This is a genomic window from Paenibacillus glycanilyticus, from assembly GCF_030161375.1.
Lineage (GTDB): Bacteria > Bacillota > Bacilli > Paenibacillales > Paenibacillaceae > Pristimantibacillus > Pristimantibacillus glycanilyticus_B.
Window position 1 is genome coordinate 111,954 of sequence record NZ_BSSQ01000013.1, and the last position, 12,695, is coordinate 124,648.

The following is a 12,695-nucleotide window of genomic DNA, read 5'->3' on the forward strand; positions in this document are numbered from 1 at the left end:
TATATAACCGAAGATAACATGATCCCTTTCACATAATAACGATAACTTCCGCAAACATTCGCGTAATCATTCGCCATTACCATAGAGCTTGTACCACATTTTACCTATTAGGCTTATGCTTTCGAAGCATGAATTCCCACAAGCGGTGAATGCTTCACCTGGCATGACAATTCATTAGAGGAGAGTGAATTAATGTTCACGAAACAACCTTCACCGATGCAGCGCATGGTGAAATCCGCTCTGGTAGGAACGGTAGCGGCAGCTTTGCTTGCCACGCCATTCCTGAACTCGCAACCGGTATTTGCAGCTGTAGGCACGCCTAACTATGAAGTTAAGTTAAACCTGGATCCGGCGCTTGTCCTGGATTCAAGCCATAACCTGGTCAGCGCGGTACGCAGCGAATTCGACACGGGCAGCTCCTACAAATCATACAAAGTGCAATACATGGATACGGCGACGCAAAGCATGCAGGGCAAAGGCTGGAGCGAACGGATCCGCAAACGGGATGATCAAAGCAACCACGAGATTCAATACAAGAAGCGTTATGACGTTGCCAATGGCGATATTAATGCCGCGTTGACGCAAGCCGCAAGCGAGGGATTGGATTCGTCCTCCGGGTTCGACTTCCAAGTCGATTGGGGTTACTCCAAGCAAACGCTGAGCATCGATTACGAGAAGGACGTTACGATCTCCGGCTCCAGCGGCAGCGGACTCAAGATGCCTGACGAAGCAACTTCCCGTACGGTATCGGTATCTAGCGAGCCAAGCAAATTTGCGAACTGGACAAGCACGGGCTGGGGAACAACGCAGCTGAACAACGCCGTGGTGTACGGTCCGGTTGATTTCAAGCGGTATGAAGGTACGTTTGACGATCTGGATCTGGACATTGAAGTGTGGACTGTCATTAATGCAGCAAAGACAGGCAATGAATATTGGGTTGAAGCATCTTTCAAGACCGATAGCTACAGCGAAGCAAACTCGACACGCACAGCGCTTATTAACGAGCTTAATAGTAAAGGCTGGCTGATCCCGCAGGACCTGCTCCGCACAAGCCAAATCATTGAACGTTATGCGCCGGCTCCGGCAGTACCGGACACAACGGCTCCAACAGCTCCAACCAATGTGGCGGCAACGGCGGCTTCCGCTAGCCAGATCAATCTGAACTGGACGGCTTCCACGGATAATGTTGGCGTTACGGGCTATAACGTCTATCGGGGTGGCGTGTTGGCAGGATCGGCTGCAGGCACTTCCTACAGCGATACGGGTCTGACAGCTTCCACAAGTTACTCGTACACGGTAAAAGCGAAGGATGCAGCGGGCAATGAATCGGCGGCAAGCAGCACGGTCAACGCGACAACATTAGCTGCAGGCACAGGCGGTTCGACTGGCGGAACTTATAACGTGGACGGCAGCACGGGCGCTTATATTGAAGCCGAGAACTATTCCGCGAAAAACGGTACTTTCTCAAGCGCAGCTTGCTCCGCATGCTCGAACGGTTACGACATGGAGACGGCTAACGGCTCCGGAGACAGCAACACGAACTATATCGCTTATACAATCAATGTTACAAATGGCGGTTCCTTCTATGTTCATCTGTTGAGCAACGGCGTTGACAGCAGCTCGGACAGCTTCACGGTAGCGGTTGACAGTGCCTCCGGCTCGCAAGTGACGACGACTTCGAACAATACATGGGCTTGGAAGAAATCCAGCTCCATGTCGATCGCCAGTGGCACGCACACGCTGTACATCAAAGTAAGAGAAGACGGCGCGAAGGTAGATAAAATCTACCTGTCGAAATCGAGCACTTCGCCAACCGGACTTGGCGGAACGGCTGCCGTGCCGGTGAAGTAGTATAGAATAGGACCTTAAGCATTTTTCTCTCAAAAAATGGTTTCCACCTCAATTCCTTGGTATAGTCAATCTATGACTTTTGCCAAAGAATTGAGGTTTTTATTATGTCTAGCAAAACAAACGCTTGCCGGAAGCTGGATTCCTTGCAGATCAAATACAGCTTGCACGAATACGAGTGGGAGGAGGAGCATCTCGATTTCGATACCGTTGCGGGCAAGGTAGGATTGCCGTCTAATCAGCTCTATAAGACTCTAGTTCTTAGGGGAGATAAGACGGGAGTTATCGCGGCTTGCATTCCAGGGGATAAGGAGCTAAATCTGAAGAGCCTGGCACAAGCGAGCGGCAACAAAAAAGTCGAGATGGTCGCAGTGAAGGAAATACAAGGACTCACGGGGTATATCCGGGGCGGCGTATCTCCGCTTGGAATGAAGAAGAATTATCCATTTTATTTGCACGAGACGGTGATGGGCATGGAGCTTGTCAGCATTAGTGCCGGCAAGCGCGGGCTGCAGATTTTTGTGAGCGGGCCCGATCTGGCTGCCGCAACGGAAGGCAATCTAGTTGATATCGTCCATTAATACGGGTTGAACGGGCTCTATTCCGGCAAGTCTAGGACTATAGATTAGTCGGTTAGAGGAGGGTAATGTATGGTAAGGATTATCGGGAAAGTTGGTATGTTTATTGTCATGGGCATTGGACTGGCATGGGCGGTTCTATTCGCCGGCTATTATATCAATGTGGAGTTGAATAAACATAAAGCGGAGCGGGAGATTCGACATTACCTTCAAGCCGTTCAGCAACAGGATTACAATAAAGCTGTTCGGTTGTTCGGCGAGCCGCTTGACGGTGATCGCCTGCAACAACTACAGCCGTTTCGATTAGTGAAGTACAGCCAGGTTAAGGCCGACTTCGATGATGGATGCGTGTGCAGCGGTCGGGCGAAGCTCACCTTCCAAACGGACGGCCTGCCGGTCACGGTAGATGCTGTCATTGCGCTCAGAGCAGAATACAAGCCGGGTCAGATCTGTGCAGGGGCGACGAAAGCCCAGCATTCCGCCCTTCCGGCATTAGCCGAGTGGAACAAGGTCAACTGCGGCAGCAGCTTTTTGTAATGGCTACGGCTCCAACCGCATATAGACGCTTCTTTCCTTGAAGCCAATAGACTTATAGAACGCATATGCAGCTTCATTCCCATGGAGCACTTAGAGATCCAGCCGGTCCGTTTCTAATATCTTTCAACTCTTCGACATTCATGGCATTATCATGCCGCTCGTCCTCCTATTTCCCTGCAAAAAAAACTTTTTGAATTTTTAATCCATCCTGTCGATTTCCTCGCCCGGCATTCGTTGTTAGAGTAAGAAGCCAAAAAAACAACGATTAGGAGAGAAAAACATGAACACAGTGATCTCAAAGGACGGTACCCGAATTGCTTATGATCAGACAGGGCATGGCCCGGCGCTCGTATTGGTAGCGGGAGCTTTCAGTTACCGGAAGTTCCCGGGACAGGTGGAGCTTGCAAACCTATTGTCGGGCAGCTATACCGTCTACAACTATGACCGCCGCGGCCGCGGCGACAGCGGGGATGCCGCATCTTATGCCATTGAACGCGAGATTGAGGATTTGAACGCCATTATTGATAAGGCAGGTGGTTCCGCTTATGTCTGGGGATTATCCTCCGGTGCGGTGCTTGCTCTCGAAGCGGCGGCGAGTGGTTCCCCGATCACAAGGTTGGCGCTTCATGAGCCGCCGTTTGTCGTGGATCCGGGAGATCGTCTGCCGCCTAGCGATTTCACCGAGCAAGTCGGCATGCTGATTGCCGCTGACCGCCGCGCGGAAGCGATTAAATATTTTATGACCAAGGGCATGGGGGCTCCGTCTTTCGTCATTTCGATGATGCGAATGATGCCGGGCGTATGGTCGAGACTGATGGCGGTTGCCCATACGCTTCCTTATGACGCGGCTTTGCTCAAGAGTTACATGAAGGGACAATCGTTGCCGCAAGACAGGTGGAGTCACCTAGCCATTCCGACTGTCGTGCTGGAAGGCACGGAAAGCCCGGCGTCGCTCCGTCATGCCGCGCAACAGACGGCGCAAGTGCTGCCAACCGCAAAGCTGATCAGCAAAAAAGGGCTTGGCCATACGAAAAAACTGCATACCGCCAAAATCGCCGAAGAACTGACTTCTTTCTTTGCCGTTTGAAACAACTTATAAATTAGGGGGATTAACTATGCGATTTATGATGATTGTAAAAGCAACGACGGATTCGGAAGCAGGGGTTCTGCCAAGCCAACAATTGATCGACGCGATGCAGAAGTACAATGAGGAGCTTGTAAAAGCCGGTGTTTTGCTAGCAGCCGACGGGTTGCATGCCAGCGCAAACGCCGTCCGGATTTCGTATCCGGAGCCTGGCAGCAAACCAAAGGTAGTTGACGGACCTTTTACGGAAGCGAAGGAATTGATTGCCGGTTATACGCTAATCGAAGTGAAGTCGAGGGAAGAAGCCATAGAATGGGCGCTTCGGATGCCGGATCCGCATGGATTTGGCCAAGGCGAGATCGAGCTTCGCCAAGTGTTTGATTTTGAGAATCTCACGGAAGACCCGAACGCCAGAGCCAAAGATGAAGAAATCCGAAAGCAGGTAGAGGAGCTTAAAAAAGCGTGAGGATCTCGGAGACGCATCGTACCATCGATACGATATGGCGGATGGAGTCTGCTAAACTTATTGCCGGCTTAACTCGTATGGTAAGAGATGTCGGACTCGCCGAAGATCTGGCTCAGGATGCTCTCGTCATCGCGCTCGACCGCTGGCCGGAATCGGGCATACCGGATAAACCGGGCGCCTGGCTGATGACCACCGCCAAGCGAAAAGCTATCGATCTGCTGCGGCGCAACAAGCTGCAAGATCAGAAATACGTCGAAATAGCCCGGGAAATAAATACGTATACCGAAGATGATGTCGAACGCAATTTGGATGGGGAGATTGGGGACGATCTCCTTCGCCTCATCTTTATGACCTGCCACCCGGTATTGTCGCAGGATGCCAGAGTGGCGCTGACGCTGCGTTTGTTATGCGGCCTGACAACTGACGAGATTGCCCGTTCATTTCTCATTGCCGAGCCGACGGTCGCCCAGCGGATCGTGCGGGCCAAACGCACGCTGAACAAGGAAAAGGTTCCGTTCGAAGTGCCGGTAGGGAAAGAGTTGGAGGAGCGGTTAGGTACGGTGCTTGAAGTCATCTACCTGATGTTTAACGAAGGTTATTCAGCAACTTCCGGCCAAGATTGGACCCGGCCTGTTCTATGCCGGGAGGCGTTGCGGCTAGGACGCGTCTTGGCTGAGATATCGCCGGAAGAACCGGAGGTTCACGGCCTCGTCGCCTTGATGGAGCTTCAATCTTCGCGGCTCCGAACTCGCAATAATGCACAAGGCGAACCCGTTCTTCTTATGGATCAGAACCGGGCGCAATGGGACCATCTGTTAATCCGCCGGGGGCTTGCCGCCTTGGAACGCGCGCAAAGGCTCGGGAGAACGCTTGGGCCGTACGGACTGCAAGCTTCTATCTCGGCTTGTCATGCAACGGCGTATACCCCGGAAGATACGAACTGGATTCGGATAGCGGCGTTATACGAAGCGCTCTCTAGACAAATGCCTTCTCCAATTGTGGAGCTTAACCGCGCGGTCGCGATCAGCAGAGCTTTTGGACCGGCTTACGGGCTTCAGCTTGTTGATGCCTTATCCTCCGAACCCGCCTTGAAGGAATACCACCTGCTGCCAAGCGTTAGAGGCGATTTTCTGGAGAAGCTGGGGCGCCTGGAGGAAGCTGCTGCGGCGTTTGAACAGGCGGCCGAGCTGACCCGCAACGAGAAGGAGCAGGCCTTGTTGCGCAAGCGGGCTGCGGCATGCAGGGAGAAGGGAGAACGGACTTGATGCGTTATTTGATCATGGTGAGAGCAACGGGGTTCAGCGAGGCAGGGGTTGCCGCAAGCGGGGATTATGAAGCGGCAAAGAAAGCTTACCGGCAAGCGTTGGAACAGGCAGGCGTGCTGCTAGTCACGGAAGAACTGCGGCCTAGCTCGGCTGGAATAAGAGTCACTTATCCGCCGGATGGCGGAGCCCCGGAAGCGTGCCCGGGCCCTTTTTCAATCGATCAGGGACTTCTTGCAGGCTTTACCTTAATTGACGTAGACACCGAGGAAGAAGCATTGAATTGGGCTTTGCGTTTGCCGGTTCCGGCGGACCGCGGCTCCTTTGGCCTTGAACTGCGCAGGTTAGAAGAGAAGACGCGGCGGTTTCAAGATCCAAGCCAGTCTGCCATGGAGCTGGAATTGAAAAAATATTTGTTAATATAGACAGGCGGCATGCTTATCCACTGTGGATTGTCTGTCGATTGTGTTATTATATTGCTTGGCAATGACTCTAATCTCAAGGAGTGTATGATCAATGATTAATCAGCTTGGACAAGTTATGTTGTACGTGAACGACCAGGAGAAAGCACGCGAGTTCTGGACGGAGAAAGTGGGTTTCAAGGTTGTGGCAGAGGAAGAAGCCATGGGCCAGAAGTGGATTGAACTTGCTCCGGAAGGCGCTCAGACATCCATCATCCTGCATGATAAAGAAGTAGTTGCCAAAATGTCGCTAGGCGTTAACCTTGGTACTCCATCGTTGATGTTTTTCTCCGATAAGCTTGATGAACTTTACAACGACTTCAAGAACAAAAATGTAACCGTTGGCGAGCTGGTAGAGCTGCCATTTGGCCGGGTATTCAACTTCGCTGATGATGAAGATAATTATTTTGCGATTATGGAAAGAAAATAAGATAGCTCATGCTCAGCTCCGATGATCGTGGATCATCGGAGCTTTTTTGTTTTTAGGCATGACGAAGGTGCTATTTCTTGTTATAGTACTATGAGGCTTTGCCTGTACAAGAAATAGTGGGGGAATCTAGTTAGAATGAGTAAGTGGGTAAGATATGCGATTTTGTTTATCCTCTCGATCGCGGTAGGAGTCTGGTATGGAACGCAAGAGTCTCGTTTTCCTATTAAGCCGGTAGTAATCGTGATCCTCTTTTTTGTTGTTTTGGCGGTGTGTATGGTACCTTCGATTTATTACTCGTATTTTTGTAGAAATAGAAATGGAATCGAGAAGTTTCTAAACCGTTCAGCCAAAAGGCCCTATTACGAGCTTTTAATTGATCTGGTGAACGGCCGTTATGACGAGGCGGAACGCAAGCTGCCGAAGCTGTCTTCTGAGCAACAACGGTTGGCGATCCAAATTCCTATTCAATTCGAGAGACGGAATCTTGCAGCCATTCATAGACTGATTGAGCAAGTTAAAGGGCGAGAAGCGAAGCTGTATTATGCGGGACACTTGGCTCTGCTGGAGGATGATTGGGAAAGGCTTGAGGAATGCAAGAAGCAGCTGAGAAATCAGATATTCCGTATTGTGCTGGATGCAGAGTCAGCATTTAGAAAAGGCAATATGGAAGAGGCAAAAAGGCATGGCGACCGCGCACTTGCGCAGTCAGCCGGTCTGCAACGATATGCGCTCTTGAAGGCGCTTGAACGCCAGCAAACGAAAGAAGTCCGCAGTAGTTACTTTTAAAACTAGTTGCACAAAAGAGATAGCCGAGACTGTTAAGACCCTGCCAGGGTCTTATTTGCGTTTCGAGTTTTACCGCTACCCAAGTTTAGCCCCCCTCCGCCAATGGTCATAATGGGAAGGATAGACATTCATCCAGGGGGGCGCTCGCTTATGCATCGGAAATTGTTCTCGAATCGTTCCAGTTCTAATGACAACAACATGTTGCCCGAGTACGCCGGTATTCCCATTGATGCAGCGGTGGAGGTTAACATGCTGCGGTTGAAGCGCGATCTGGGCGGAAGCGACGATCTAATCATGCGCGAGATCCGTTATGAAGGCATGAGAGCCGCGTCCGCGGCGGTGGTGTATATCGACGGCTTGTCGAACGCGACGATGATTAATCAATATATTTTTGACGTATTGGACTATTCCTTATCTAATCATCATGCGGACAACCCATCTTCCGTCGATGCGGCGGTTCTTGCAAAAAAACTGTTGAACGGCATGGGCGCCATCAGTACCGTAAACGAGATGGCGTCTTTATATACAGAGCTGTTGTCCGGTCAGGCCATTATCCTGCTCGCCGGTCATCAGCACGCCTATTGCGCGGATATCCGGGAATGGAAGGGCCGCGATGTCACGGAATCAACCAACCAGACCTCCATCAGAGGTCCAAGGGAAAGCTTTACGGAGACGCTTCGCACCAATACCTCTTTGATTAGACGGAAGATCAAGGACCCGAGGCTGTGGACGGAAACCGTCACTATAGGAAAAGTCACAAAAACCTGCGTTACCCTTATGTATTTGAACGGAGTCGTGAAGCCTTCCGTTCTTCAAATGGTTCGCTCCAGATTAAGCACGATTGATATTGACAGCATTCTGGACAGCGGGTACATCGAGGAGCAGATCGAAGACGGTAAATGGTCATTGTTCCCGACGGTATACAATACCGAATTGCCGGATAATGCGGCAGGACAGCTGCTCGAAGGAAAGGTAGCCATTCTGGTAGAGGGAACGCCTAACGTCCTGATTGTGCCAACGCAGCTGGTTACCTTCTTTCAATCGACGGAGGATTATTACCAGCGTTCCTTTTATGCGAGCTTATTAAGGATATTGCGGTTCGGAACCGTCTTTATCTCGCTTCTGTTCCCGTCTCTATATATCGCCATAACCACCTTTCACCGCGATATGCTGCCGGCGTCGCTTCTCATCTCGCTGGCCGCCCAGCGGGAAGGCGTGCCGTTCCCGGCTTTTTTCGAAGCGCTCATTATGGAGATTACGTTCGAAATCTTGCGGGAGGCGGGGCTGCGAATGCCGCGTGCGATCGGTCAGGCCGTATCGGTTGTGGGTACGCTAGTTATCGGCCAAGCGGCGGTAGAAGCGGGAATCGTATCCGCGGCGATGGTTATTGTCGTCTCAATCACTGCGATTTCAACCTTCACTTTGCCGGCATACAGCATGTCTATACCGGTTCGTATTTTAAGATTTGCTTTTATGGTCGCGGCGGGCAGCTTTGGCCTGTTTGGCATCATTATGGGCTTTTTTATTCTTATGCTTCATCTATGCGCCTTGCGTTCCTTCGGGGAACCGTATATGTCTCCCTTGTCGCCTTTCAAGAAACAAGACATGGAGGATGCCTTGTTCCGTCTGCCAAGATGGCTGTCGTATAAAAGGCCGGATACCTCGATGGGGGCGGGCGAGAGCAGAATTCGCAAGCGTTAGGGAGGCATAATTGAGATGCTCTACAAAATTACCGTGACGATGTTATGTCTTCTTTTGCTAACCGGCTGCTGGAGCAGACGGGAGTTGAACGAACTGCTTATTGTGCTTGGCGTTGGCGTGGATTGGGTGGATGATCACTATGTCGTTACGTACCAGGTTGTTAATCCGAGTGAAATTTCCAACCAGCAAAAAAGAGGGGATCGCCCTCCTAGTACGACTTTTCAAGGGAAAGGCAGAACGTTGTTTGAGGCAGCCAGATCCGTAACGGCTGAAGCGCCGCGCAAAATATATTTAGGGCATTTGCAGATTTACGTCATTGGGGAAGAAGCGGCCCGAAGAGGGATTAAGGAGTCAATCGACAGCGCAGCCCGCGATAATGAAATGCGGATGGATTTCAATATTATCGTGGCCAAAGGCGCCTTGGCGGAGGAAGTGCTGAAGCTCTATACGCCAGTAGAGAAGCTCCCGAGCTATAGCATGCAGCAGTCGCTCCAGACTTCCGAGAAAAATTGGGCCCCCACTATTGCCGTTACGCTGGATGAAGCCATTAACAAGTTGTCCACGCAAGGGACGGAGCTTGCTCTGACGGGAATACACGTACTTGGAAATCGGGCTATTGGGGAAACGAAGCAAAACGTGGAGACGTTTATGCCTGCAACCAGGTTTCGTTACTCGGGTATCGCCGCATTCAAGGATGACAAGCTGATTGGCTGGCTGAATGAAAAGGAGAGTAAAGGCTATACCGATATTACGAATAATTTGGATAGTACTTCGATCGTTATTCCATGCGGAGAGCAGCGATATCTAGGGGTCGAGGTTACTTCCTCGGACGCGAAATTAAAAACAAAAGTAACAAACGGAAAGCCGGAAGTGGAAGTCTCCATTCGAACGGAGGGCAACGTGGTCGAGAGGACGTGTACGGACGTAGATCTGTCCGATCCTCAGACGATCCAGCGCCTGCAGGAAGAAACCAAAAAAAATATCCTAAAAAACATTGAAGCTACGGTAGCAAAAGCGAAAGAGCTGAAGGTGGATATTCTTGGCTTCGGCAGCCAGCTTGGGAAAGAGCATCCTGCTTATTGGGAACAAGTGAAAGACGATTGGAATGAGGAATATTTTCCTCAAGTCAAGGTGGAATACAAGCTTGAAGTGTTTATTCGCCGCACCGGCACGATCGAGAACAGCACGATCAGATAACGGAAGGAGATAAGGAGCATGGCTGGTATATTTGCAGTTGTTGCATTAGCTGCAGGCGCAATCTGGCTGGAAGCGCCCGGGCTTATCCACCGTCATCGCATCAAGGAACTCGTTATGTTTCTTGCGCTGCTGCTTATCGGGAGCGTCTTGTATAGCGCTTTAATGCTGCAAATAAATCTCCCGAATCCCTTCATGTTGCTCAAATGGATGTACGGCTGGATAGGGAAATAGACTATCTTACGAAAGGGGAGGCAAGTGATGGCATCGTTAATGAACGGTAAAATATCGGTCAGACAATTTATGATTTTAATTATCATAGGAACGATTGGCGATTCGATTCTGATCATGCCGACGATTACGGCTGCCTCCTCGAAACAAGATGCCTGGTTGTCCATGTTGCTCGCCTTAATGTGCGGGTTAGTATTGGGGTGGATTTATAGCGCGATTGCCAATAAGCTTCACAGGACAAGTCTATATGAGGCTATTCGGCAGAGATTGGGCATATGGTTTGGCGGTTTTGTTTTTCTGCTGTTTCTATTTGCCTCGTTTATGTGTAGCCTGACGCTGCTTAGCGAACTAAGCCAGTTCATGACAACGCAAGTAATGCCGGAGACGCCGGTTAATGCGATTATCTTATTTTTCCTAGCCGTGATCATTATCGCTTACCGCTATGGAATTGAATCTTATGCAAGAATGGGAGAACTGATGTTTCCCGTATTTATGGGCCTATTCCTGCTCCTAGTATTGTTCCTCTTGCCTCAAGTGGAGTGGTCCAATCTGCAGCCGGTTATGCCGAAAGGTATGCACCCGATTGTTAACGGGGTTATGCCTGCCTTTTGTACCGGTTTTGTTGAAATGGTTGTATTGCTTATGCTTGTACCGTATGTGAAAGGAGAACGCAAGCTAACGGGCGCGATCCTGGCGGGGTTTGCCATTGGCGGTGCTGTCTTGTTCATTATCGTTTTTCTAAGCATCGTCGTTCTGGGACCTAGTCTGATGGAGACGAAATATTATCCGACCTTTGTGCTCGCCCAGAAAATTGAGATCGGACATTTCCTGGAACGGATCGAAGCCGTAATGGCTTTCTTGTGGATTATTACGGTCTTTTTTAAAACGATATTGCATTTCTTCACCCTTACTACCGGCCTTGCACAGGTGTTCAGGCTTCAGGAGAGCAAGATGCTGACGATTCCGCTTGGCATGATCTTGCTTGTTTGCACGGTTGTAGGTACGCCTAATATTGTGACTTACAATAGGATTTTGGAGGCTTATTACCCTTGGTTCGACATGACGTTTTTCCTTGTCCTGCCGCTTCTGATCTGGCTTTTGCTGTTTGCGATCAAGCCGAAACGGCAGGCGAAGCAACCGCAATCGCAACAACAACCGCAACAACAGCAACAAAATTAGGCGAAGAATTTGGCAAAAAAAGCTTGTGGCCGGCGTTGAGCCATGTTAAGATGGCACTATAAATAATAAAACATGAAATATGAAATATTATTGAGGTGACTGGAATGGCCCGCTACAACTCCGAAGAAGAAGTTCTCGCCCATTATGATCCGAACAAATACCGGACCCCGGATGGATATACAAGCGATATTGCCGTATTTACGATTATTAGCGAGCCGATTGCTCCAAATAAACCGCCGAAGCGGACGCTTAAGCTGCTGTTGATCCGGCGGGCGACGCTTGATCAAGAAGGAAATCCGAATATTGAAGGCGGCAAATGGGCTTTGCCCGGCGGGTTTATTAATCCCGATGAGATTGCTTATGAAGCAGCGAAACGCGAGTTGTCCGAAGAGACGGGCGTAGAAGGGATTCATATTCAGCATTATGGCGTATACGACAAACCCGGCCGCGATAAGAGAGGGTGGATTATCTCCAACGCCCATTACGCCATCGTGCCGGAGGATTACCTCGAGAAGCGCAAGGCGGCGGATGATGCCGAGGAAGTGGCCTTGTTCACGATTGACGAGATCAAGAAGCTGAGCCTTGCCTTTGACCACCGCGAAGTCATTGCCGATGCGTATGACATGATTCGCAAAGATATGCTGTTATCGACGGTAGCCCGCAACTTCTTGCCGGGGGAATTTACGTTAAGCGAGTTGCAAAGCGTGCTGTTAACCGTGACGGACAGTCCGAAGGTAGCGAAATATTCGACATTCCGCAACCGTGCCGAGCGGCTTCCGTTCATCGAACTCGCGAAGAATGGCGGCGAGACAAAAACAACATCAAGAAACTCCAAACGTCCATCTAATTTGTACCGTTTCAAAGAGGGAGAACCGCTGGAGTCCATCTACTTCTAAAGGTATTGTCACAATACCTGTTCTTTTTAAGAATAATATTTC

General features: G+C 50.2%; 14 protein-coding genes. All 14 read left to right on the plus strand.

The genetic code is table 11. The features are described from left to right. Positions 1-192 precede the first annotated feature (192 nt). The 14 genes from QQK89_RS15170 to QQK89_RS15235 all read left to right on the plus strand — a co-directional run bounded on the left by QQK89_RS15170 (position 193) and on the right by QQK89_RS15235 (position 12,653). Complete coding sequence (locus QQK89_RS15170) at positions 193-1,851, plus strand: fibronectin type III domain-containing protein (RefSeq protein ID WP_284239414.1); 1,659 nt, start codon at positions 193-195, stop codon at positions 1,849-1,851. A 104-nt stretch (positions 1,852-1,955) separates the two neighbouring features. Further along, positions 1,956-2,429 (plus strand): Cys-tRNA(Pro) deacylase, encoded by a 474-nt coding sequence (gene ybaK, locus QQK89_RS15175; protein ID WP_284239415.1) that lies wholly within the window; start codon positions 1,956-1,958, stop codon positions 2,427-2,429. Positions 2,430-2,498: 69 nt separating this feature from the next. Beyond that, entirely contained in the window at positions 2,499-2,963 is a 465-nt protein-coding gene (locus QQK89_RS15180; RefSeq protein ID WP_284239416.1) for a hypothetical protein, read from the plus strand. A 280-nt stretch (positions 2,964-3,243) separates the two neighbouring features. After that, positions 3,244-4,050 carry an alpha/beta fold hydrolase gene (locus QQK89_RS15185; protein WP_284239417.1) on the plus strand — a complete coding sequence of 269 codons (807 nt, stop codon included), beginning with the start codon at positions 3,244-3,246 and terminating at the stop codon, positions 4,048-4,050. 28 nt (positions 4,051-4,078) lie between these two features. Further along, the gene (locus QQK89_RS15190) at positions 4,079-4,513 is read left to right on the plus strand and encodes a YciI family protein (RefSeq protein WP_284239418.1); all 435 of its coding nucleotides are present in this window, start codon (positions 4,079-4,081) and stop codon (positions 4,511-4,513) included. Further along, positions 4,510-5,778 carry an RNA polymerase sigma factor gene (locus QQK89_RS15195; RefSeq protein ID WP_284239419.1) on the plus strand — a complete coding sequence of 423 codons (1,269 nt, stop codon included), beginning with the start codon at positions 4,510-4,512 and terminating at the stop codon, positions 5,776-5,778. Before QQK89_RS15190 ends, QQK89_RS15195 begins: the two co-directional genes overlap by 4 nt. After that, positions 5,778-6,200 (plus strand): YciI family protein, encoded by a 423-nt coding sequence (locus QQK89_RS15200; RefSeq protein ID WP_284239420.1) that lies wholly within the window; start codon positions 5,778-5,780, stop codon positions 6,198-6,200. Before QQK89_RS15195 ends, QQK89_RS15200 begins: the two co-directional genes overlap by 1 nt. Before the next feature lie 91 nt (positions 6,201-6,291). Then, positions 6,292-6,666, plus strand: a complete 375-nt coding sequence (locus tag QQK89_RS15205) for a VOC family protein (RefSeq protein WP_284239421.1) — start codon at positions 6,292-6,294, stop codon at positions 6,664-6,666. Positions 6,667-6,801: 135 nt separating this feature from the next. Beyond that, positions 6,802-7,452 (plus strand): hypothetical protein, encoded by a 651-nt coding sequence (locus tag QQK89_RS15210; protein WP_284239422.1) that lies wholly within the window; start codon positions 6,802-6,804, stop codon positions 7,450-7,452. Positions 7,453-7,602: 150 nt separating this feature from the next. Next, the gene (locus tag QQK89_RS15215) at positions 7,603-9,153 is read left to right on the plus strand and encodes a spore germination protein (protein WP_284239424.1); all 1,551 of its coding nucleotides are present in this window, start codon (positions 7,603-7,605) and stop codon (positions 9,151-9,153) included. A 15-nt stretch (positions 9,154-9,168) separates the two neighbouring features. Next, entirely contained in the window at positions 9,169-10,350 is a 1,182-nt protein-coding gene (locus QQK89_RS15220) for a Ger(x)C family spore germination protein (protein WP_284239425.1), read from the plus strand. Between the two features lie 18 nt (positions 10,351-10,368). Beyond that, positions 10,369-10,581: a hypothetical protein gene (locus QQK89_RS15225; RefSeq protein WP_284239426.1), complete on the plus strand. Its 213-nt coding sequence runs from the start codon at positions 10,369-10,371 to the stop codon at positions 10,579-10,581. 27 nt (positions 10,582-10,608) lie between these two features. Further along, positions 10,609-11,757 carry a GerAB/ArcD/ProY family transporter gene (locus tag QQK89_RS15230; RefSeq protein ID WP_284239427.1) on the plus strand — a complete coding sequence of 383 codons (1,149 nt, stop codon included), beginning with the start codon at positions 10,609-10,611 and terminating at the stop codon, positions 11,755-11,757. Between the two features lie 104 nt (positions 11,758-11,861). Further along, positions 11,862-12,653 (plus strand): NUDIX domain-containing protein, encoded by a 792-nt coding sequence (locus tag QQK89_RS15235; protein WP_284239428.1) that lies wholly within the window; start codon positions 11,862-11,864, stop codon positions 12,651-12,653. Positions 12,654-12,695 lie beyond the last annotated feature (42 nt).

Excerpts from the sequence above, each read along its gene's own strand:
- QQK89_RS15230 (WP_284239427.1), top strand. The coding sequence starts at position 10,609 with ATGGCATCGTTAATGAACGGTAAAATATCGGTCAGACAATTTATGATT.
- QQK89_RS15185 (WP_284239417.1), top strand. The coding sequence starts at position 3,244 with ATGAACACAGTGATCTCAAAGGACGGTACCCGAATTGCTTATGATCAG.
- QQK89_RS15205 (WP_284239421.1), top strand. The coding sequence starts at position 6,292 with ATGATTAATCAGCTTGGACAAGTTATGTTGTACGTGAACGACCAGGAG.
- QQK89_RS15200 (WP_284239420.1), top strand. The coding sequence starts at position 5,778 with ATGCGTTATTTGATCATGGTGAGAGCAACGGGGTTCAGCGAGGCAGGG.
- QQK89_RS15235 (WP_284239428.1), top strand. The coding sequence starts at position 11,862 with ATGGCCCGCTACAACTCCGAAGAAGAAGTTCTCGCCCATTATGATCCG.
- QQK89_RS15220 (WP_284239425.1), top strand. The coding sequence starts at position 9,169 with ATGCTCTACAAAATTACCGTGACGATGTTATGTCTTCTTTTGCTAACC.
- QQK89_RS15180 (WP_284239416.1), top strand. The coding sequence starts at position 2,499 with ATGGTAAGGATTATCGGGAAAGTTGGTATGTTTATTGTCATGGGCATT.
- QQK89_RS15225 (WP_284239426.1), top strand. The coding sequence starts at position 10,369 with ATGGCTGGTATATTTGCAGTTGTTGCATTAGCTGCAGGCGCAATCTGG.
- QQK89_RS15190 (WP_284239418.1), top strand. The coding sequence starts at position 4,079 with ATGCGATTTATGATGATTGTAAAAGCAACGACGGATTCGGAAGCAGGG.
- QQK89_RS15210 (WP_284239422.1), top strand. The coding sequence starts at position 6,802 with ATGAGTAAGTGGGTAAGATATGCGATTTTGTTTATCCTCTCGATCGCG.
- QQK89_RS15215 (WP_284239424.1), top strand. The coding sequence starts at position 7,603 with ATGCATCGGAAATTGTTCTCGAATCGTTCCAGTTCTAATGACAACAAC.
- QQK89_RS15170 (WP_284239414.1), top strand. The coding sequence starts at position 193 with ATGTTCACGAAACAACCTTCACCGATGCAGCGCATGGTGAAATCCGCT.
- ybaK (WP_284239415.1), top strand. The coding sequence starts at position 1,956 with ATGTCTAGCAAAACAAACGCTTGCCGGAAGCTGGATTCCTTGCAGATC.